The organism is Scytonema sp. NUACC21, assembly GCF_054684315.1.
Genome location: NZ_BAAFZH010000091.1, coordinates 35,469 through 55,951, shown reverse-complemented (window position 1 = coordinate 55,951; position 20,483 = coordinate 35,469). Strand labels below are relative to the sequence as shown.

Sequence of the window (20,483 nt, the reverse complement as noted above, 5' to 3'; positions counted from 1 at the left end):
TCGACAGTATCAAATCGTGGGTGTAATTCTCAAACCCTTCGATCCAGTTGCCCTCCCCGGACAGGTTGCTAAACTACTTGGTTGGAATTTGACTCTACCACTCCCTGAGCTTGATAACAGCCCCTAATATTAAGTCCGGTTAATTAGTGATTATTAAACAATAATCGCAAAAACTCCGGTTGTACGTCTGTGGTCCACAACCACCACTCCCTCTTCCCCTCATTTCTGGTTGAGCAAAAGACCGTGCAGGAAGCATGAGGCTAAAAGCAACCAATACCGTTACAAAAAGTCTGATTTTCCTCATAACACTCAAACTCCTTGATAGAGTCTAATCCTGAGTCTTAGGAATAGAATTGTAGAAAAACAACATGAGGAAATTGTGAGGATAAAGTTTTCTTGACCAAGAACAGGTGCAGCTTCATTACAAATATTCATCTGACCTTAACATAATAACATATTTACCTTTAGTCTTCCTCACAAGTTTCTCAAATTATTTATCTATACCTAATTGTAAGAATACGCTCTGTTAAAAAACTCACTTAGCCTACAGTATTAGAGGTTAATATGTTTAAAAAGATTTTAATTGCATTAGATCGCTCTGAGATAGGCAAATATGTTTTTGAACAAGGCTTTGGTTTAGCAAAAATGACTGGAGCTAGCTTATTGTTGTTACACGTTTTATCCTATGAAGAAGAAGGTAGTCCATATATACCCGTATCCACTTTTCAATACTATCCTGCAATGTGGGAACAAATCTTAGAGTTTCATCAACAAGAGTGGGACAGGTGGAAAAATCAAAGTGTAGAGATGTTACAAGCATTTTGCGCTCAAGCAAACACAGCTAATGTGAAAGCTGAATTTAAACAAATTCCTGGCAATCCCAGTCAAGTCATTTGTGACTTAGCTAAGACTTGGGACGCCGATCTGATTGTAATTGGGCGTCGAGGTCACTCTGGTTTAGCGGAACTGTTGCTCGGTAGCGTCAGTAATTATGTCCTTCACCACGCTCCTTGTTCAGTTCATGTTGTGCAACTTCCTTTTGATGAGAAAGCAACTAAAGTTGCCAAAGAAAGCGTCGGTGCTTCTGCCTCAAGCTAATGTTCGTTTGCAAAATAGTAACATTGAATATTCATTTAACTTGCAAGTTGGATGAATATTCAGCGTCTCACTCATACTAAATCCCTCAGACTCACTTTCTGAACGTGCTCAATCCATCGGAATTTTTTTGTATTATCAGAGCATTACAACTACAGCAACTGATAAACAAGTGGAAGATTGAACTAAAGCAAGTTATTGGCAAATGTACCCTGATATTAACGAGATAGAAAGACGGATAGAAGAACGCACAGCAGAGCTTTCTCAAGCAAATGCGCTACTACAGAAGGAAATTGAGAATCGCAAGCAGGCAGAAGAACAAATTCAATTTCAGGCTTCTATTCTATCGCGGGTAAGCGATGCAGTTATTGCAATTAATTCGCAAAGTCGCATTACTTATTGGAATAAAGCAGCAGAACGGTTATATGAGTATAAAGCTGAGGAAGTTCTTGGTCGCAGCTTGGAAGAACTGAATCATTATCGCTGGCTCAAAGCAGAGGATGAACAAACTGCGTACACGGCTTTAGCGACGAGAGGGATTTGGCAAGGAGAGAATATTCATCGGAAAAAGAACGGGGAAGAAATTTACGTTGAGTCATCGGTCAGCATACTGACAGATGATAACGGAGTTTCTAACGGTTTTCTTGCTGTAGTCCGAGATATTACTAAACGTAAACAAGCCGAACAACAGTGCCAATTGCTTCTTGCTCAAGAACAGGTAACTCATGCAGAGGCAAAGGCAGCAAAAAATCAAATCTTTAACATTCTTGAAAGGATAGCAGATGGCTTCTTGGCACTGGATTGCCAGTGGCGGTTCATCTATGTCAATCAGCAAGCAGCTGAGATCTTGCACAGAACCCAAGAGCAGCTCATTGGCAAAAACGTTTGGGAGGAATTTCCAGATGCGATCGCTCTGTCATTTCATCGCGAGTATCACAGGGCAGTAGCACAACAGGTCACTGTTGAATTTGAGGAATTTTACCCACCTCTCAACACTTGGTTTGAAGTACATGCTTATCCCACGCCAGATGGCTGGTTTATCAACTGTTCTTGGTATAGTTAAGAACCATGATGGGTTTGTGAAAGTATACAGTCAATTGGGCAAAGGCAGCCAATTTAAGGTTTACTTACCAGCTAGTGGTACACAAGTAACACAAGAAGCTGCTGATATAAAGATGTCCAGAGGAAATGGCGAATTAATTCTCATTGTAGACGACGAAGAACATATTCGAGAGGCAACTAAAACTTCACTAGAAAACTATAACTACAAAATCCTTACAGCCAGTGATGCTCTTGAGGCTTTCTCAATCTTCATCCAACGTAGAGATGACATCAAGTTAGTGTTGATGGATATACAAATGCCATTGATGAATGGGCTAAACGCTGCTCGCATCTTGCAAAAAATAAATCCCTCAGTCAAAATTATTACCACCACCGGGTTCTTATTCAATCACAAGCTTTTAGAAGCTAGTGATATTGGTGTGAAAGCATTTTTGTCCAAGCCCTACATGATGCAGGAATTATTGGATACTACTAAACGTGTCTTAAGTGCGCCATAAAGGAAAATTGAATTATCCTAAATTTGCCTAACCCAAGTGTTTTTTCTCACTTATGAGAAATCTAGGTATAAGAGAGAAACAGATTGCTAACAGCAACATATTTTTCTTGCCCTAACAATTATTCTTTACAAAATGTAGTTTTATAAACTATTAACACGTCCTCACAAATTCCTCAAATTGTTCATCAACTATAGTACCTAGAACTGTAGGTGTAGAACTAAGGAGTCTAGAGCACTTTACCAGATAGCCTTATAAAAAAGCGATTTAGCACTTAGACATATACCAAGATATCATAAAGAATCAAAGCAGTTCGCAATATCAAAACAAAGATATGAATCCCTTGATAGGCGATCGAAAAAGTAAAATTTTTCTTTAGAACTAACCACCGAACTACTATTCATTATAAGACAGGGTGAGGAAAATGATTGCAAAAATTTTCTTCGGCATTATTGCATTGCTGGTGATTACATTCATAACTCTAGTTATCATTGGGGTAAGGAACGATCGAGAAGTTAATCAGATTTGGCGAACGCTTGAAACAGCGCCAGCAGAAAATCGTTTCTCTCAAGATATGGTTGCGGGATTACCTGCTCCCGTGCAGCGCTACTTTTTGCACGCTATTGCGCCGGGAACTCCTCAAGCTTCTTCTGTAAGTTTAGATATGAGTGGCAGTTTCAGGCTTGGGCAAGATAAACCCTGGCTACCGATGCAGGCAAAACAAATTATTTCAGCAAAAGGATTTGTTTGGAAAGCAGCAATTGGTCGTAGTTTGTTCCAAATGGTAGGTGCTGATTACTATGCCAACGGATTTGGTCGAATGCGGTTTTCCCTTTGGGGACTGCTTCCATTGGTCAATGGTCGCAGCCCTGATATTGTGCGCTCTAGCATTGGACGGTTAGCTGGAGAATTAGTTTTGTTACCTTCTGCTTTGTTACCTCAACACGGCGTCAGTTGGAAGGCAATTGATGAGACGACTATCCAAGCGAGTCTGAAGATTAACGATGAACCAATAATCCTGACACTCACAATCGACCCTAATGGCAAGCTACAGAAGCTTTCTTTACCGCGTTGGGGAGATAAAACAGAAGATAGTAGCTATACTTACATTCCTTTTGGAGGAGAATACCAGGAAGAAAACACATTTGGAGGATTTACAATTCCCTCGCAAATCAGTGCAGGCTGGTGGTTTGGGACAGACCGTTACCTAGAGTTCTTCCGTGCTACGATTGAGCGGGCTGATTTCCGTTAAATCTGACATTTCAAATCAAAAAAATAAAATAAAACTTCAAAAATTGAGAGGTTAAAATGTCAGTGAAAACTTTAACAATAAATGAGAAATTAGTCAGCGCTCGTGAGGAGGAAAGCATTCTCGAAGCAGCGCGGGAAGCTGGAATTCATATCCCAACACTGTGCCAAGAATAAAAGAGTTGCTTGCAGTCAAGGCTATGGGTGGAGATATTCGTATTGTTTACTCACCTTTAGATGCCTTAAAAATTGCTCGAGCAAATTGTGCTAGCCAAATTGTCTTTTTTGCAGTGGGATTTGAAACAACTGCACCTGCAACAGCAATGGCTGTCTATCAGGCGCACCTGCAGAATATTCATAATTTTTCTCTACTGGTATCTCATATACTTGTTCCTCCGGCGATGGAAGTTATTCTTTCTTCTTCTGACAATCAAGTGGAGGGTTTTTTGGCGGCGGGACATGTTTGCACTGTTATGGGGTACACCGAGTATGAATCTATTGCCAAAAAATATCATATTCCTATTGTGGTAACGGGCTTTGAACCGTTAGATATTTTTCAAGGTTTATATTTATGTATTAAACAGTTATGTGAAGGGCGATCGCAAGTTGAAAATCAGTATGTACGTTCGGTCTGCCGTGTTGGGAATGAAGTTGCACAGCAACTCATTCGAGAAGTATTTGAAATAGTACCGCGAATTTGTTGAAAAAACTATTGATAATTGTTTTATAAACAATCGCTCAGGGATGTCCAAGAAATAAATTATCCTTTGAATGTGGTGCGGGCGTCCTCGCCCGTCGCTGACAATTGGCGGGCGTCAATCCCGCACCACAAGAGAAAGTTGAATATTTTTTTATCTGGAAGTTCCTTACCATTCTCTGGAGATAGCAAAGAGTTTGGTCGGTCAAATACTGGTATTCCTCAAGAATTTAATCAGGTTATAGGATTGGGTCTTCCAGCAGATGTCCTTGTAGAGGTACTGCCAATATTTCCAACACCAGAAGTGATAAGCCAAGATATTCCTTCTAGTTTTGCTGGAGATGTCTTCGTCCAAGAGAGTTCGAGTAACAGGTTTCCTGGATGGTTCCTTGGCGGTGTCAGTTTTGCCGCACTTGTACTCCTTCTAGCCCTTGGTAACAATAGTTCCTCAAATGGAGGACTTAACACTGTTGTAACAGTGACACCACCAGTTAGCTCTGGCTCTATTGAACACGGTCCTACTCCTGGTGGCAGAAACATTCCTTCTAATAACAACCAAATCATTGAGGTTTCACCCACACCTCCCGTGACTCTTAGACCTGGTGAGGAAGTGAATAAGGTTCCTGAACCATCAGTCGTAAAATCTCTTCTATTGTTGATGATTTTGCTCTATCTACTTGGCACTATTGGTAAAAAACAACACAAATCCTACAGCAAAGCTATCCAGTGAAGAATTAGACTATCAAAGTAGTGTTATGACTGCACAGATGTGTCTGTTTTATGGCATTTGATTTGTGAAATATATGTAGAGTGGACAGTGCTTACCACAAGCGTGATTTGGTGGGCATTGCCCACCCTACAATTTCAATTTATCCTTTGACACAAACCACTTGTTTGAGAGTGGCCACAACTTCAACCAAATCGGCTTGATTGTTCATCACCTCATCTATAGGTTTGTAAGCACCTGGAATTTCATCCAAAACACCTTCATCTTTACGGCACTCTACACCTTTTGTTTGCTCAATGAGATCGTCAAGAGTGTAGACATTCTTTGCCTTATTTCGAGAGAGCAAACGCCCTGCACCATGAGAGCAAGAACAAAAACTATTGGCACAACCTTTGCCTTTAACAATGTAGGATTTTGCCCCCATTGAACCGGGGATAATGCCATAGTCGTCGTTTTCTGCACGAACTGCACCCTTACGAGTCACGTATACATCCTCGTCAAAATGCACTTCTTTTTCAGCGTAATTGTGATGGCAATTAACCTCTAACAAAGGTTTAATTGATTTACCACCTGCTAAATGTTTCTCAACAATGTGCTTGAAACGTGCCATCATTACCTCACGATTGACACGGGCATAATCCTGCGCCCATTGCAAATCATGCCAGTATGCTTGGAATTCTGGTGTACCAGCAATAAAATAGGCTAAATCTGGGTCTGGCAACTTATTATCTGCCATTTTTGCTAAGTTTTTAGCAGTGTTAATGTGGCACTGAGCGAGATTATTACCAATGTTGCGCGAACCGGAATGTAACATCAGCCAAACTTGGTTCTCTGTATCGAGGCAAACTTCTAGAAAATGATTCAATTTGTTACTTATTGCAACAATATCATAAATGAAAGTTACAATCGACAAAGACATTTCTGCTTTGTTCTATACCTTCCTATTCGGCATAGTTCGGAGCACACCTTCATCCTAATGTACAAATTAACTAGGATGCCCAAGTCCCTCTGCTCTCTACGGGGTGTTTTACCACTTCCCTCGGTATTAGCAATCTCAGCCTTTATTGTGCTTTATGCCTGGTTATAAAAATATCTTTCCAGAGGAGACTACACTAAAAATCGTCAATTAACCTATCAGAAAAATTATCATCAAAGATTGAGACATTTTAATTCTTTACAGGAAAATTAAAAATCAATGATAACTCTACAACTATTTCTTTTAGCACTAACCGCCCTTATTCTCACTTTTACTTTGGGCTATATCAGCTTGCGTGCTGTTACAAATTTAACAGTTAAAGAATGTCTTGCACTTGCTGGTGGCTGGGGTATGGCTTTACAGGGAGCAATCGCCTTTATTGGCTTTCTTCTCAGTCTTTCAGAACGTCATTTTTTCTTGTTAATGACTTTAGGTTTATTGACAATATTTGTAGTTTTATTTTTACAAAAAAATATAAGTAAGGAAGCCCAAAAATTGCCAATTCATAATCTAAAGCTATCTGGGGGAATTTCTCGACAAATTAATAGCATAGCTGATGTTATATATTTGCGTCAAGTCTTTCATCGGAATTATTCTTGGCTCTACCCGTTGATAGGATTTTGGCTAACCTTAGTAGGTATACAATTGTGCATTCCTCTTTATAGTGGGGGTGGTTGGTTTGGCGACTGGTGGTATCATTACGATATTGCCCGAGTTTATTTGGGAAAACAAGCAACGGATACCATGTATTTTGGATATATGGTTACATCTCGCACGCCTTTGTTTAATCTTTTTATTAGTTACTATCTTGAACTATTTGGAGATCAATTCAACACTTATCAATTGATATCAACCTTACCGGGATTTTTTTTATTAACAACTATTCCTTTATTGATTGGCTCCAAACAAGTAACCTTAGCCATGACTCTAGTGGCATTGAATCCTTATATAAATAACGTTACAATTTTTCCTTGGCCTAAGATATTAACAACTTTATATATAATCGCAGGTATTTATTTCTATCTGGATATTAGAAAAACAACCAGCCCTACTTTTTTCACTCCAACAGCTCTATGTTGTGGTATGAGTTTGGGGCTAGCCATTCTTAGTCATCCATCAGCGCTTATATATGTAGGGGTAATCGTAGTGGACAATATTTGGTTAAATCGCCGAAGCTTTACTACTTTATTAAGCCAATTAGGGGTTCCCTTATTGATTGCCTTTACCGTCTTACTCCCTTGGGTATTATGGGGTATAAATGAATATGGTGTAACAACCTTTTTTCATTCTGCCTCCAACACGGTAGGAAATACTACTATTAGTAATAGGCTAATTGATGCCGTGAAAAATGCGCTTTTTACCCTTGAGCCTTACCTTTTATTCGATAATTTTTTTAACATAAACGATTTTCTTCACATAAATACAGAGATAACATACATAGGAAAATGGGATTCATGGCTATTACTTTATTATGATATCCTACCCGGTGCATTAACCTTTACTATCAGCAGTTTGCTAATCTTCAAAGGAATAAAGCAATTTTTAAAGAAAGTCCCGTTGCAATCGATATTACCTAATTCACTCTTGTGGGGAATAATTATTATTGGCTTTTGGGGCGGTTGTATCCTTCAACCCGGTACGAATTCTGCTGGGATCGTTGGAGAAAGTATGACTCCTATCGTTTTTGTCATGCTCTTAGTTGCTACAGAATACTTGTACACTTTACCAGTTCAATTCAAACAATTTATTTTGCTAATGGTTGCTGGAGAATTTCTAGATTCTCGTGGAATTCACTTAGCTTTTTTAGCGATGGGATCTCCTATCGTCTGGGATGAGAATATAGTGCTAAAAGTGAGCCATAATCTAGTGTTTTCTAGAGATTTAATCGGTAATTCTTGGGCAATCTTAATAGTGGTTGTCGGAATTTTAATTTCATTAATGATGGGGTTGAAAGATTGTTTAAGCTATTCGGAAAATCTTGATTCTGCAAACAAATCTTCTTAGAATTATTAATTGATGAAAAATTAAGGGATAGCATGAAATACAGAAAATTGGGTAACAGTGAATTGCATATTTCTGAAATCAGTCTTGGTTCTTGGGGTGTTAATGAGGGTGTAGAACGGCAAAATGCAGAGGCTTGCATTTACAAAGCCTTTGACCTTGGTATTAACTTCATTGACACTTCTAATTCTTATGCGGCTGGTGGCGCTGAGTCATTTTTGGGGGAAGTCTTACAAGGAATTGAACGCTCGTCGTATATCCTAGCAACTAAGGTCTTCTTTCCTACGTCACCTAGCGATCGCGGACTGTCAGCAGCCCAAATCAAAAAACAAATTGATGCTTCCTTAAACCGATTGCGTACCGATTATGTTGACCTGTATCAATGCCATCGCTACGACCCGGATACACCTTTAGAGGAAACAATGAGGGCACTAACTGAGGTCGTGCGTCAGGGAAAAGCTCGTTACATTGGCTTTAGCGAGTGGAGTCCAGAGCAAATTGAGTCTGCATTCCGTATTGCTGATGTTGAACCCTTTGTTTCCAGTCAGCCTCAGTATTCTATGTTGTGGCGCAAACCGGAAGCTGAGGTATTTCCGTTGTGTGCATCTCGTGGTATCGGTCAAATTGTTTGGTCGCCCTTAGCGCAGGGTGTACTTGCAGGCAAATACCAGCCAGGACAAGTTCCACCTCCACATTCTCGCGCTGCAAATGAAAAAATGAATTGGTATTTGCTGGAGGAGTTATTTAGCCATGACATTCTCACAGCGGTACAGAAACTGAAACCCATTGCCCAAGACTTAGGGTTGAGTATGGCACAGTTAGCTCTGGCTTGGGTATTAGGTTCTAAGTACGTATCTTCAGCTATTATCGGTGCTAGTCGTCCGGAACAAATTGTTGACAACGCTGCTGCATCAGGAGTCCAACTGGATGCAGACGTATTGGCAGCAATTGACCAGGTACTGGTATCAGTTATTCGCAAATGAAGAAAGTAAGTACAAGACAGAATTTATTACACAAATTTTTCTTGTTCCCCGTTCTTAGTTAAGCTGTTCCTTAATAATTAAGAAATGTATGCAATCGCCCTATAAACTCTAGAGTTTACAATGTTCTAGGCTTCGTGTATGATTGCCATGTCAAGGTAGAAATAAGACTCTATGGATAGCCTGACTAATAAGGAAGTGATTAGACAGTTTTTTGAAATCTATAATACTCAAGATTACGAAATTGCTTATAAATGTGTTGCGCCGAATTATATAGATTATGGGCTACCTCAAGTGCGAAGCGTCGAGGATGCGATTGAGATATTGAAGGCGACTCACACAGCCTTTCCAGATATCAAAGTGGTGATTGACGATCTCATTGAGGAAGATAACAAAGTCGTATTTCGAGGTCACTTTACAGCTACGCACTTGGGTGAGTTTGTTGGTATACCTCCCACCGGAGCAAAAATAGAATTTGAAGCATTAGAGATCTTCAAGATTGAGAGCCAGAAGATTACAGAATCCTGGGGATATTGGCCGCTTTCGGAAATTTTGAGCCAAATTCAGGCTTACAAGAAGGTCTATCCATAATTTCATATGTGTGAAATTATACAAATATTACCACTTTCACAGTTATGGTTCTAGCACAGCAGAGAATTAAAGTTACCTATATCTTCACGCACCATATTCGTTGGGTTCCCTTTGAATTGGTTGCCAAATATATAGACAAGAGTAAGTTTGCAATTGACTATGTCATTCTTAATGAAGGCGATCCAATAATCTCCTTCTTAAGGCAGATGCAGATTCCTTGCAAGGTTACTTCTTATCAGGACTATAGCAATACCCCAGAAATCGTCAAATTTCTTTACGAACACTTAATCGCAAATAAAACCGATATTGTTCATACTCATTGGTTTGCTGGAAGCTTGGCTGGAATGCAAGCTGCTTATTACGCTCATGTTCCAGTACGAGTCTTCACCAGGGAACATCCTTCGATTAAATACTATTCGCGTCATGCGCCAAGCAAGCATCGCTTGATATGGGAATGTTCCACCAATGTTATTGCTGTTACCAACAAAAGCAAGCAAGGCATGATAGAAGACGGCATCCCCGATGATAAAATTACACTTATACCAACGGGATTTGATACCAGTGAATTTGAGAATGTAGACTCTCCGCGCATCAAGCGATTGCGACTTAAGTATCTGGGAAATCATCAAGGCCCTGCGATCGGTGTGGCTGCGAGGTATGTCAGATGGAAAGGAGTTGAATACGTCATTGAAGCACACAAGCGGGTTCTGGAAACTTATCCCAATGCCATCCTAGTTCTGTCTGGGACACATACGAATCGTGCCGACCTGGAGGAGAAAATTCGTAATGCACGTAAAGAAGACATCGTTGCGCCTCAATATGAGGACATTCTCAGCATCACGGACAAGTTGGCACAATTACCCGAACATAGCTATATCGAAATCCCATTTGAAGAAGACCTTTTTGCTTTGTTCAGATTATTTGATGTTTTCGTCCATGTGCCTACCGATTCTATTCAAGAAACCTTTGGACAAGTCTATGTAGAAGCAATGCTTTCTAAAGTTCCATCTGTTGTTACTCTTGCAGGTAGTGCTTTGGACCATGCTGTACATAAGGAGAATGCCTGGGTTGTTGATTACAAGAACAGCGAGCAAATTGCCCAAGGCATTCTAGCACTCTTAAGCGATTCGAGCTTTAGAGAAAAAATAATTAACAACGCTTTTATCAGTGCCCAACGATACGATATAAAAAATCACATACAACAACTTGAAGAATTTTATATCCGCGAGCTTCAGAAGAGAAAGAATGACCCCCTCCCCAATGCAAGATGACCTATATAATCTCCCCTGCTAAACTTTAAAAACTCTCCGGATCTCGTCGTAAGCTTGTTTCTGTATTTCCAGCGCTAACCAGGTTACGTGGACAAAATAAGACGCCAAATTGTCACAGCGTAATGGATTATTATCGTAGGTGTGGGTATAGCAGAATTTGAACGTGCTATCGATATCCATGTTCAACAGACCCAGTTCGGAGTTTTCTAACATGAATCGCGAAATGACACGCTGGTCATTCTGACGGCTATCCATCATATATTTCTCTACGAAATTATTGGCAATATAATTAAGCATACGGGAATAAGCCCATTTGTAGCCAATGATAAAGCCACTGTTGAGATACTTTGCTGGATGCCCTAAATAGTTAGATAAAAAGAAGGGAAGTACATCAGCACTATGATGGCAGAATACAGTTTCGGCACCGAGGATAAGGTCTCTACCTGTAGCCATGAAGTCTGCTGCCAATCCGGCGGGATCGTAACGAATGCACAGCACATCATAGGCATCCGTAAAGACGATAATTGCGTCGTCAGCAATATCGGTATCAGACGCTAAGAAGTCGCGAACCTTGAATATTTTTGAGAGGAGTCCAAGGCGAGGACTGTAAGTCTCAAGGATACGCAAGTTACCCCTTAATGATGAATACAGTGGCTGGACTTGTGGACTATCCGCGTCACACAGGGTAAGGAAAACAGGTTCTTCAAGCATTTGCATAAGTAGTTGGATAATATTGAATTCGTTCGTGAGGGAAGAGGCAACAGGGAACAGGAAAAAATCTGTGTAATTAATTCTGTCTCTTATACTTGGCAGCTAAGGTTTTACGATGAAAGCCATATTGTTGATAAACTTGTTGTGGTGACAAGTATTGCATAAGTAAAATGGAGTTAAATCTTACGGTTAACTCCATTTTACTCCTAATTAAAACTCCCTAAATCGACGGGTCTCGACTCTCTTCATTTGCTCTGCGATCGCTCATGTCATTAACATTAAGCCAGTATCGCACCATATTCCAACCGACAAGGGTCTTAAGCCCCTTGCTTGTAACTCATCGGCTTAAGAAAGCTATACTTTACCAGTCTAAAGCTTGATTCCAAGGCGCACTTCCTTATCAACGCGTATCAACATTGGTCTTGGCACGTCACGGAAGTAGTCATCAGTGGCTTTGCGCGATCCAGCCCAACAGCCATAGTCATCGACAATCAAAACGCCTCCTGTCGAGAGTCGAGGGTAGAGATGCTGAAACTCAGCAGCTGTGGATTCATACCAATCAGTGTCTAGACGCAGAACGGAGATGGTTTCTGGCTTAATCTTTTCCAGTGTCTCAATGACATCTCCTTGAATAAAATCAATCTCAAAATCAAAATTATGGACGGAGAACGCTGCTTGAACCTCTTCCAATAAAGCGTAACACCAACCAATATCGTCCCCATATTGCTCCATCATTTCAAAGCCGGTGCGTCCATATTTATCCACATCAAATTCAGTGGGGGTTGGCATACCCTGAAATGTGTCATACAAATATAGCTTGCGATCGCTAACGTTTCGCGCCTTCAAAATCAAGGCTGCTAGTAAAGCGCTTCCTCCTCTCCAAACGCCGCATTCCACAATGTCACCAGGTATATTGCGATCGAGCACGTAATTCATTGCTGTATACAGTGCAAAGAGTGCCTCTACGCTAGTCATTGTATAGGGTTTTACCTGCTCAAATAAATCCATGAATACCGCATCTTTGCCAATATCTGGTGTGACCTGGTCTTTCATGGTCACTTGATGCTTGGTGGAGAAAACTATCGTGCGCTCGCTAATCATCATAAAAACAAAGAGTGGTAAAAGTTTGACTGGATGGGTCTTGCAAAGCTCTCGCAATTATACATTATTCAACAGATTGATAGGTAGGCTAAGGTCATTACGATTGATATCTACGCTGGATAATCAGACCTTCATGTCCTCGTAGTTCGAGATTGTCTCTCAACAATCCGCCCTGGCGATCCACAAACGTTGAGAGGAGAACTGTTGAGTGGTTACGAAACTCGATCGGTAATATCCATTCCCTATATTCAGAACTGAAGTTCAAGGCTATAACAATATCTGATGTCTGGTTAAAGCGTCGGTAGCAAAAAAGCTGTGGGGGTGAGTATAAAGACATATAGTCTCCAAGCTGTAGTGCTGGTTGTTGACGACGCAAGCGCAACAGTGTCTGTGTCAGTGAAAGAAATGACCGGGAGTTCTGCTTCTGTGCTTTGACATTGATACTGCTGTAGTCATAAGTGATAGGTAACCAGGGCTGGACTGATTCCACACAAAAGCCTGCATTAGCAGAGTCATCCCAAAGCATCGGTGTGCGTTCGGGATCGCGTCCAACTCCAATACCGGGCGCTTTTTTTTCCCAAGGGTCCTGGATATGCTCGGAAGGAATCCAACCGTCCTCCATTCCCAGTTCATCTCCATAGTAAATTGTTGGCGTACCGCGAAGGGTGAGCAGTAGCATCATAGCGATTTTGGCTTGAGAAATCCCAATTCTGCTGGCAACGCGATGCTTGTCATGATTGCCTAACGACCAATTGGGCCATGCACCTTCAGGGAGCAACCTTTCATAGCGTTCGACAATTTCTCGGACGGACTCCGCACTCCATTGACAGTCAGATGACATCAATTCCGAATTAAGTGGTAAATGAAATTCGTCATTCGCTCCATAATGCTTAACAATTTCTTCCAGTGATTTATAGAGTTCAGCAATCAAAAGGCGATCGCCATACCCATCTACAAGCTTCCGCAGCATACGGTTGAAATCATGAATTTCCGGTATATTCTTACTAAAGACTTCAAACAGGCGATCTGATGGTTCCATGCCGGGATGCCAGTTGGGATTTACTGGATTGTCGCGAAACTGCGAATCTTTGTAGGCACGATAGGCGGCATCAACTCGAATTCCATCCACACCCCGGTGTAACCAAAAATTCAGGACATCCAGCATTGCCTGTCTAGCACCGATGCTCCGCCAATTGATATCTGGCTGCTCTTTGAGAAACGAGTGTAGATAGTATTGCTCTGTTTTAGTATCCCATTCCCAGGCAGAAAGCCCATCAAAACGTCCGATCCAATTATTGGGAGGTCCACCATTTGCACTTGGATCTTTCCATATGTACCAGTCTCGCTTGGGATGATTGCGCGAACTACAGGATTCAATAAACCACTGATGGCGATCTGAAGTATGGGCGGCAACAAAGTCAATCAATATCTTGATATTGCGATCGTGCAAATATCCTATCAAATCATCTACATCTGAAAGGGTTCCAAAAATAGGGTCAATATTGGTATGGTCGCTCACATCATAACCAAAATCGGCCATTGGGGAGGGATAGAATGGTGTCACCCAAATGGCATCTATCCCAAGCCATTCTAAATAATCTAGTCGCTTGATAATACCGGGGATGTCGCCAATGCCATCCCCATCAGAGTCCTGAAAGCTACGTAGATAAGTCTGATAAATAACAGCAGGCTTCCACCAAGGAGAATGAGACGTTTCTTCCATGTATAAGTAAAATTAATGAAAAAATGATTTGGATAGCTTCATTCTTGCATATCCTGTACTACGCCCTCTTTAATGCTTACTTTAAACTGAAGTTCCTCCCGTAGAAAGCTCACTAATAATTACAGTCTGAGATGTAAAAATACCAAACCAATAGAATTTAAGAATTTCTTAAAATTGTTAAAGTAAAAAATGCGTCATAATTGTCTATGTAATTAGCGCAGAAGCAGATGATTCGGCTGATTCGTCAGGTGCTAAAGGTGTTTAGTATATTGGAAATGGGGCATCTGTACAAGCCTATAAACCACCCAACTGATGCCGATGTAGTGTGCGCGTGTTCTGTCAGGGTTCTCTTGTGAAAATGTTATTGATTGAGGTGAAATAGTGTTTGAAGTAGGAAAGATATCTTGCTACATGAATCAATCAGATCGAAGGGGTTTATTTTTGGGTCTTGTAAATCAAGGGGTTTGGCAGGAAGTGAATTTTGTCAGAACTCAAGCGGGTCAGATTCGAGGCGGGCATTTCCATACTAGAACCAATGAAGTTATTTTTCTGGTGCGTGGTAAAGTAGAGGTAGAACTGCAAGATTGTGATAACCCTCAACGAAAGCAGCAATTTATTTTGAACCCAGGAGAAGGAGTTCAGATTAAGCCTTATATGCTTCACACTTTGCGCTACCTAGAGGACAGCGAACAAATTGCGCTACTGGATGTTGCTTTCGATCCTGCCGCTCCAGATTTGCACACCCTTACACCAGTTAATTAAATTAACCAGTAATGTAACCGAAAGTGCGCTCAACTACCCAAGATTTTTTTTGAGTCACACAAATTTGTGGTTTGCTCAGGTAACAGAACTACCTGCTGTCTACTATCTATTCACAGCTTATGCTGAGAAAGCTTTGTACAAGCTAACTAACTTTTCAAACATCCTCTCAGACAATTGATATGATCCCTCAAATTCAACCTTGGATTGACGACAGTGAATGGCAAGAGGTTAAGCGTGTGATGGAATCAACCTACTTAACCGAGAATAAGGTGACAGAAGAGTTTGAAGCTGGCATAAGGGCTTTAACGGGAGCAAAGCATACAATTGCTGTTTGCAACGGTACTGCTGCCATATACTGCATCCTCAAGGCTCTGGATATTGGTCATGGAGATGAGGTGATTGTCCCTAACCTGACCTTTGTGGCTTCCTCGAATGCAGTGATTATGGCAGGGGCTAAGCCTGTCTTTTGCCCAGTTAGAGCAGATACCCTGTGCATTGATGTAGAAGCTGCTTCCTCCTTGGTCAATGACAGAACCAAAGCGATTATGCCTGTCCATTTGTACGGTCAAAGTGCAGACATGGATGCGGTACTTTCTTTTGCTAAACGCTTTGAGTTGAAGGTGATTGAAGATGCAGCGCAGGCGATTGGAGTAAAGTTCAACGATCGCCATGTAGGCTATTACGGAGACGCAGGTGCCATTTCCTTCTACGGCAACAAAACCATCACCTGTGGTGAAGGTGGGATTATCCTAACAGACTGTGATATCATTGCCCAGACCTGCCGTCGGCTCAAGAATCATGGGCGAGTGCGTCGTGGCACCTTTGTCCACGAACATATTGGCTTTAATTTTTCTATGACAGAAATGCAGGCAGCCGTTGGTGTTGCCCAGCTCAGAAAATTACCTGCAATTATTAAGCGTAAACAGCAAATTTATGAAGCTTACATGGCTGCTTTAGCAGATGTGATGCAGTTGAAGCCGATCTTTATAGATCCACGCTGTCAACCCGTCCACTGGTTCACCTCTTTCTATGCTGAAAACCGGGCTGAACTCGCTGACTATTTAGCCAATCAGGGAATTCAAACCCGACTCTTTTTCTGTCCGCTTCATCTTCAACCTTGCTATCAAGGCTGGGTCAATCCAAGCATGACCTATCCCGTCAGTACATCTGCTTATGAACGAGGAATTTCTTTGCCGTCATCCTATAGTTTGACTGATGAAGAACTAGATTTTATTATCGCCAAAATTCACCAGTTTTATCAGCTTTGTGAGCAATTGGAAAGTGCCTGAATCTCCTCTATATCAAACATCCGAATATTTTGCCTGTCTTGAGAAGGTAGTTGCATATTTAGCAGATTTGCCCCAGGGTAACGCATTATCTGAGGCGCTGATTGCAGGTCGCGATTTTCTTCACTTGATTCATCCCGATGAGGTAGCAGGCGTGACAAAAATTCAGGTTCGCGAAGGGCATGGTCCTCAAAGCCTCCATGATGAGCCCCTTGACACGCAGTTTCATGCTTACTTAGAAGCTGTGATTAATCCCCAAATTCGTACTGGTCTCCTCACAGATGGCACCAAACCGGGAAGTTATGATGAGCGCAAAGTCCGCTGGTCTGGATCTGGAGTGGCTGGATTCTGGTCTCGCACTCAAGACACCTTCACCCTGGAAGTTGGACCCACTAGCTACCCACATTGTCGTCTGGATTTGACTCGTAGTCCATTGGAAGCACTAAAGCTGATGATGCGTGGTCTGACAAATTACCGCGATCCCTACGCCTATTTTGCCAGAGGAATTGGGGTTGCGGTAGTTCCTCTAACCACGGATGGTAATGTCTACATCGGTAAGCGGTTGAATTCATTGGATCGCACAGGCGTTGCCAATTTTGTGGCGGGTTGGGCTACATTTTCTCCTACAGTTCAAAACATCAATTTTTATCAAGATGCTCAACGGGAGTTGTGGGAAGAAATGAATGTTGCCATGACCTTAAATGAAAAGAATACTCGGTTTGTTGGTATATCTGGCGACCCTATCACAGGAGAAGTTGATTTGGTCTTTGTGGTGCAAACGGAAATGCCCAATCGCCATTTTCAATCAAGTCAGTGGGAAGAGCATTCTTCTTTGGTTGGAATTCGCAGTAAAGCTGAAGCTGTGGCTCTACTGGAAGATGGACTGTTATCAGGAGAGCAAGAACCTTGTTCTCTAATGTTTTCCTCTCGCTTGGGCTTAGAATACTTAGTTCAAGAGCATTGGTGAAGGGCAACAATTCCCATGACCGTCATTGCTAGCACGATGCACTGCTGAGGACGCCATTTTGTGGTTCTTGGCAGATTTTGGTGATGAATTGAAGGTTACGGGTTTTAAGGCACAAACAGACCTGCGATCGCACGCCATACCCTATTTGGAAACGAAGTGGATTTGGCTTTAGAAATTTTCGCAATGCGTGAAATTAGAGCTTTACTTTCTTGGCACTATGATATTAATTTAGCACCCTAAGTACGCAAGAACCATATTTCTGCTTGAGTCTAATACCAACTAAGTTGGAAATAGCCATTCAACTACGTCATCAAACGCTGACTTATCCCTGTTTTGTCAACTCAAGTTGACTGTGCAACGTACAAAGTGTTGTTTACAACAAATTACTCTTTGTCTCTAAAACTTTTACGCAGTATAGGTTTTGAGCTTTTAGCATTCATCGCCAGATTTTGCATTCTTTCCTGTGCAAGCCTTTCCCTTTCTTCTCGCTTGGCTTTTTCCTTAATTTTCAAGTATTCCTTGATATGGTTTGGTAGCTTTTGGTCGAAACCGAAGTAATCTGCATACGCGATTAAATCAGCGTCCGATAGATCTCCGTAGAATGCCCGCATTTTCGTTTGAAATTTGGGGTTGAGCGCGATGAGTTGACGCCGAAAACCTAGGTACCCTTGCCAGTCTCTAGCGATAATCGTAAGTTTCATTGCTTCGAGTAATTCTTGTTCCGTCATTTGACTTATGGCTTGCAACTAGGAAGCTCTATCGATTCCTCATTTTATACTGCTTTCGTCTCACTACTCTCAAGAAGCCAACAATACTCAAGAGCAGCAATGTGAGGTATTAAGTTTTTCGGTAAATGCTCCCTTCCCGATCTGGTTTTCGTTTTAAATCAACAAAACTAGCATCTAGTAAGTATAACATATTATTAAATGTTTGTACAGCACTACTACTCCCGCAATGCATACCCCACACCACGCACCGTATGAATCAAACGCTTTTCATGATTTTCTTCCAGCTTCAGGCGCAGGTAGCGAACATAAACTTCGATAATATTAGAATCGCCCATGAAATCGTAACCCCAAACTTTCTCTAGAATTTGGTCTCTAGTAAATACCTGACGGGGATGTGAAAGAAGATATTCTAATAAATCAAACTCTTTTGCTGTGAGCTCGATGGCTCGTTTGCCTCGAAACACTTCACGAGTGCTGCGATTTAGGCTCAAATCTTCAAATTGCAACAAATCTTCATCGGTTTCTTGAGTGCGGCGCAAATGGGCGCGAATTCTAGCTAATAATTCCTCAATACTAAAGGGTTTAACCACATAATCATCAGCACCTGCGTCTAAACCCGCAACGCGATCGCTCACTTCATCTTTTGCTGTTAACAAAATCACTGGCACTTTGTTTCCAGTTGCACGCAAGCGACGACAAAGTTCCAAGCCCGACAAACCGGGCAACATCCAATCTAAAACTGCTAAATCTGGGGAAGATTCCCGTGCTAAGGTCAAACCAGTGATGCCATCATGGGCAACACTGACTTTGTAACCTTCACTATTGAGTTCCAATTCCACAAACCGTGCCAGTTTGACTTCATCTTCAACCAGGAGGATATGCGCTGTCATATTTTTTCTCCTAATGCAGGTAATCTTAAAATAAAGGTGCTGCCATGACCGGGTTCTGACCAAATTTCAACCTTGCCCCCCATGCGTTCCACAAGGCGTTTTACTATAGATAGACCCAAGCCAGTTCCCCCAGTCAAACGGGTACGGGATGGATCTACCCGATAAAAGGGTTCAAAAATGCGGGACTGTTCTGACAGGGGAATGCCACAGCCCTTGTCGCTGACTTGAATGACTGCCCAATTATCAACCTGAGCCAGCTGCATTGTCACTGGTTTATCCACATCGGAGTATTGAAAAGCATTGTCAATTAAATGATTTAACACTTGCATTAACTGATTGCGTTCCGCCTTTACTTTAATAGGAAACGAGGCAACTTTAAGCTGGATTGCCCGATGGTCAAATTTTTCTGTCATCTGTACCATGTCTGCAATCACATCATTTAATATAAGTGGTTCAGTTTGCAAGGGCAATGCACTGTTACCTGCCCGTGCTAATTCTAGTAAGTCTTGCAAGATATAAATCATTCGTTCTGCGTCAGAAAAAGCCATCTCTAAAGCCTCTTTTTGTGGTGCTGGCAGATTCTGACTGCGTTGCAAAGTTCTTTGTAAATACGCATACACCATACTAAGGGGGGTGCGTAACTCGTGAGCCAAGTCATTGGTAAACTGTTGCTGCTGTGCTTTCACTTCTGAAAGCCTGATTAACAATTCATTCCAAGTTTGGGCTAGTGCTTTCACTTCGCTCGGTGTCCAACTTAACCGCGATGGATATGGGCTCAGTTGGGTAGCGTAAGTTACTGCCCACTGATTCATCTGTTGTAACGGCAAGAGCGATCGCCTGACAAATATAAACGCGAGAACTGTAGTAGTCACAAGCAACAGAACGCTCACAGTTCCCAAACTTTGCATCATAATCAATAGCCTACGATCGTCATTTAACACACCATATTGTTGATAAGTTGTGATGAGAAACCGTCTTATTTCCCAACCTATCCATATTGTAAAACTACTGAATCCAAGTGTAAAGATAACAATGATTTCAACCGTTAGGCGAAATTGTAGCGACGAGGGTTCGATTCTACGATCAATGACTCTAGCTAATTTTCTCTTTAACTTGTGTAAAAAAAACATTGGAATAACTCATCTTTCTCTATTTTCATCAGAACTTTATAAG

At 41.5% G+C, this 20,483-nt stretch carries 20 protein-coding genes and 2 pseudogenes; 15 read left to right on the top strand and 7 right to left on the bottom strand.

What is annotated here, in order from left to right:
• The first annotated feature begins 564 nt into the window (after positions 1-564).
• The 7 genes and pseudogenes from ACYRY3_RS24670 to ACYRY3_RS24640 all read left to right on the top strand — a co-directional run bounded on the left by ACYRY3_RS24670 (position 565) and on the right by ACYRY3_RS24640 (position 5,326).
• Positions 565-1,098 (top strand): universal stress protein, encoded by a 534-nt coding sequence (locus ACYRY3_RS24670; protein WP_460204279.1) that lies wholly within the window; start codon positions 565-567, stop codon positions 1,096-1,098.
• A 202-nt stretch (positions 1,099-1,300) separates the two neighbouring features.
• A complete protein-coding gene (locus tag ACYRY3_RS24665) occupies positions 1,301-2,158 on the top strand; it encodes a PAS domain-containing protein (RefSeq protein ID WP_460204278.1) in 858 nt (285 codons plus the stop codon).
• Positions 2,106-2,654 carry a response regulator gene (locus ACYRY3_RS24660; RefSeq protein WP_460204277.1) on the top strand — a complete coding sequence of 183 codons (549 nt, stop codon included), beginning with the start codon at positions 2,106-2,108 and terminating at the stop codon, positions 2,652-2,654. The genes ACYRY3_RS24665 and ACYRY3_RS24660 overlap by 53 nt, the downstream gene beginning before the upstream one ends.
• 421 nt (positions 2,655-3,075) lie before the next feature.
• Positions 3,076-3,903, top strand: coding sequence for a DUF6920 family protein (locus ACYRY3_RS24655; RefSeq protein ID WP_460204276.1), 828 nt, complete (start codon positions 3,076-3,078; stop codon positions 3,901-3,903).
• Between the two features lie 56 nt (positions 3,904-3,959).
• Positions 3,960-4,067 (top strand): annotated as a pseudogene (locus tag ACYRY3_RS24650) (2Fe-2S iron-sulfur cluster-binding protein); the annotation flags it as partial.
• Between the two features lie 5 nt (positions 4,068-4,072).
• Positions 4,073-4,603, top strand: a complete 531-nt coding sequence (gene hypD, locus ACYRY3_RS24645; protein WP_460204365.1) for a hydrogenase formation protein HypD — start codon at positions 4,073-4,075, stop codon at positions 4,601-4,603.
• 135 nt (positions 4,604-4,738) lie between these two features.
• Positions 4,739-5,326, top strand: coding sequence for a hypothetical protein (locus tag ACYRY3_RS24640; protein WP_460204275.1), 588 nt, complete (start codon positions 4,739-4,741; stop codon positions 5,324-5,326).
• Between the two features lie 139 nt (positions 5,327-5,465).
• Here the strand turns inward: ACYRY3_RS24640 and ACYRY3_RS24635 are convergent.
• Positions 5,466-6,185, bottom strand: a pseudogene (locus ACYRY3_RS24635) (RtcB family protein); the annotation flags it as partial.
• A gap of 333 nt (positions 6,186-6,518) precedes the next feature.
• Between ACYRY3_RS24635 and ACYRY3_RS24630 the strand changes: the two are divergent.
• From ACYRY3_RS24630 to ACYRY3_RS24615, 4 genes are all read left to right on the top strand, one after another.
• The gene (locus ACYRY3_RS24630; protein ID WP_460204274.1) at positions 6,519-8,303 is read left to right on the top strand and encodes a hypothetical protein; all 1,785 of its coding nucleotides are present in this window, start codon (positions 6,519-6,521) and stop codon (positions 8,301-8,303) included.
• Between the two features lie 32 nt (positions 8,304-8,335).
• Positions 8,336-9,283, top strand: a complete 948-nt coding sequence (locus tag ACYRY3_RS24625) for an aldo/keto reductase family protein (RefSeq protein WP_460204273.1) — start codon at positions 8,336-8,338, stop codon at positions 9,281-9,283.
• Positions 9,284-9,454: 171 nt separating this feature from the next.
• On the top strand, positions 9,455-9,871 hold the full coding sequence (locus ACYRY3_RS24620) for an ester cyclase (protein ID WP_460204272.1): 417 nt from the start codon (positions 9,455-9,457) through the stop codon (positions 9,869-9,871).
• 44 nt (positions 9,872-9,915) lie between these two features.
• The gene (locus tag ACYRY3_RS24615; RefSeq protein WP_460204271.1) at positions 9,916-11,142 is read left to right on the top strand and encodes a glycosyltransferase family 4 protein; all 1,227 of its coding nucleotides are present in this window, start codon (positions 9,916-9,918) and stop codon (positions 11,140-11,142) included.
• Between the two features lie 18 nt (positions 11,143-11,160).
• On the opposite strand, the gene ACYRY3_RS24610 is transcribed toward ACYRY3_RS24615, so the two are convergent.
• From ACYRY3_RS24610 to ACYRY3_RS24600, 3 genes are all read right to left on the bottom strand, one after another.
• On the bottom strand, positions 11,161-11,769 hold the full coding sequence (locus tag ACYRY3_RS24610) for a glycosyltransferase domain-containing protein (protein WP_460204270.1): 609 nt from the start codon (positions 11,767-11,769) through the stop codon (positions 11,161-11,163).
• Between the two features lie 453 nt (positions 11,770-12,222).
• A complete protein-coding gene (locus tag ACYRY3_RS24605; protein WP_460204269.1) occupies positions 12,223-12,957 on the bottom strand; it encodes a TylF/MycF/NovP-related O-methyltransferase in 735 nt (244 codons plus the stop codon).
• A gap of 94 nt (positions 12,958-13,051) precedes the next feature.
• The gene (locus ACYRY3_RS24600; RefSeq protein ID WP_460204268.1) at positions 13,052-14,677 is read right to left on the bottom strand and encodes an alpha-amylase family glycosyl hydrolase; all 1,626 of its coding nucleotides are present in this window, start codon (positions 14,675-14,677) and stop codon (positions 13,052-13,054) included.
• Between the two features lie 411 nt (positions 14,678-15,088).
• Here ACYRY3_RS24600 and ACYRY3_RS24595 point away from each other — a divergent pair, with 411 nt between their 5' ends.
• The 4 genes from ACYRY3_RS24595 to ACYRY3_RS24580 all read left to right on the top strand — a co-directional run bounded on the left by ACYRY3_RS24595 (position 15,089) and on the right by ACYRY3_RS24580 (position 17,864).
• Entirely contained in the window at positions 15,089-15,439 is a 351-nt protein-coding gene (locus tag ACYRY3_RS24595; protein WP_460204267.1) for a polysaccharide biosynthesis C-terminal domain-containing protein, read from the top strand.
• A gap of 179 nt (positions 15,440-15,618) precedes the next feature.
• Positions 15,619-16,728 carry a DegT/DnrJ/EryC1/StrS family aminotransferase gene (locus ACYRY3_RS24590; protein ID WP_460204266.1) on the top strand — a complete coding sequence of 370 codons (1,110 nt, stop codon included), beginning with the start codon at positions 15,619-15,621 and terminating at the stop codon, positions 16,726-16,728.
• Positions 16,721-17,692, top strand: coding sequence for a hypothetical protein (locus ACYRY3_RS24585; RefSeq protein WP_460204265.1), 972 nt, complete (start codon positions 16,721-16,723; stop codon positions 17,690-17,692). The genes ACYRY3_RS24590 and ACYRY3_RS24585 overlap by 8 nt, the downstream gene beginning before the upstream one ends.
• 25 nt (positions 17,693-17,717) lie before the next feature.
• On the top strand, positions 17,718-17,864 hold the full coding sequence (locus ACYRY3_RS24580; RefSeq protein WP_460204264.1) for a hypothetical protein: 147 nt from the start codon (positions 17,718-17,720) through the stop codon (positions 17,862-17,864).
• Positions 17,865-18,075: 211 nt separating this feature from the next.
• On the opposite strand, the gene ACYRY3_RS24575 is transcribed toward ACYRY3_RS24580, so the two are convergent.
• From ACYRY3_RS24575 to ACYRY3_RS24565, 3 genes are all read right to left on the bottom strand, one after another.
• Positions 18,076-18,420 (bottom strand): hypothetical protein, encoded by a 345-nt coding sequence (locus tag ACYRY3_RS24575; RefSeq protein WP_460204263.1) that lies wholly within the window; start codon positions 18,418-18,420, stop codon positions 18,076-18,078.
• Between the two features lie 215 nt (positions 18,421-18,635).
• Positions 18,636-19,310, bottom strand: coding sequence for a response regulator transcription factor (locus tag ACYRY3_RS24570; protein WP_460204262.1), 675 nt, complete (start codon positions 19,308-19,310; stop codon positions 18,636-18,638).
• A complete protein-coding gene (locus ACYRY3_RS24565; RefSeq protein WP_460204261.1) occupies positions 19,307-20,221 on the bottom strand; it encodes a sensor histidine kinase in 915 nt (304 codons plus the stop codon). Before ACYRY3_RS24565 ends, ACYRY3_RS24570 begins: the two co-directional genes overlap by 4 nt.
• Positions 20,222-20,483: the final 262 nt, after the last annotated feature.

Excerpts from the sequence above, each read along its gene's own strand:
- ACYRY3_RS24670 (WP_460204279.1), top strand. The coding sequence starts at position 565 with ATGTTTAAAAAGATTTTAATTGCATTAGATCGCTCTGAGATAGGCAAA.
- ACYRY3_RS24630 (WP_460204274.1), top strand. The coding sequence starts at position 6,519 with ATGATAACTCTACAACTATTTCTTTTAGCACTAACCGCCCTTATTCTC.
- ACYRY3_RS24625 (WP_460204273.1), top strand. The coding sequence starts at position 8,336 with ATGAAATACAGAAAATTGGGTAACAGTGAATTGCATATTTCTGAAATC.
- ACYRY3_RS24605 (WP_460204269.1), bottom strand. The coding sequence starts at position 12,957 with ATGATGATTAGCGAGCGCACGATAGTTTTCTCCACCAAGCATCAAGTG.
- ACYRY3_RS24660 (WP_460204277.1), top strand. The coding sequence starts at position 2,106 with ATGCTTATCCCACGCCAGATGGCTGGTTTATCAACTGTTCTTGGTATA.
- ACYRY3_RS24620 (WP_460204272.1), top strand. The coding sequence starts at position 9,455 with ATGGATAGCCTGACTAATAAGGAAGTGATTAGACAGTTTTTTGAAATC.
- ACYRY3_RS24600 (WP_460204268.1), bottom strand. The coding sequence starts at position 14,677 with ATGGAAGAAACGTCTCATTCTCCTTGGTGGAAGCCTGCTGTTATTTAT.
- ACYRY3_RS24565 (WP_460204261.1), bottom strand. The coding sequence starts at position 20,221 with ATGATGCAAAGTTTGGGAACTGTGAGCGTTCTGTTGCTTGTGACTACT.
- ACYRY3_RS24570 (WP_460204262.1), bottom strand. The coding sequence starts at position 19,310 with ATGACAGCGCATATCCTCCTGGTTGAAGATGAAGTCAAACTGGCACGG.
- ACYRY3_RS24595 (WP_460204267.1), top strand. The coding sequence starts at position 15,089 with ATGAATCAATCAGATCGAAGGGGTTTATTTTTGGGTCTTGTAAATCAA.
- ACYRY3_RS24655 (WP_460204276.1), top strand. The coding sequence starts at position 3,076 with ATGATTGCAAAAATTTTCTTCGGCATTATTGCATTGCTGGTGATTACA.
- ACYRY3_RS24590 (WP_460204266.1), top strand. The coding sequence starts at position 15,619 with ATGATCCCTCAAATTCAACCTTGGATTGACGACAGTGAATGGCAAGAG.
- ACYRY3_RS24665 (WP_460204278.1), top strand. The coding sequence starts at position 1,301 with ATGTACCCTGATATTAACGAGATAGAAAGACGGATAGAAGAACGCACA.
- ACYRY3_RS24575 (WP_460204263.1), bottom strand. The coding sequence starts at position 18,420 with ATGACGGAACAAGAATTACTCGAAGCAATGAAACTTACGATTATCGCT.
- ACYRY3_RS24615 (WP_460204271.1), top strand. The coding sequence starts at position 9,916 with ATGGTTCTAGCACAGCAGAGAATTAAAGTTACCTATATCTTCACGCAC.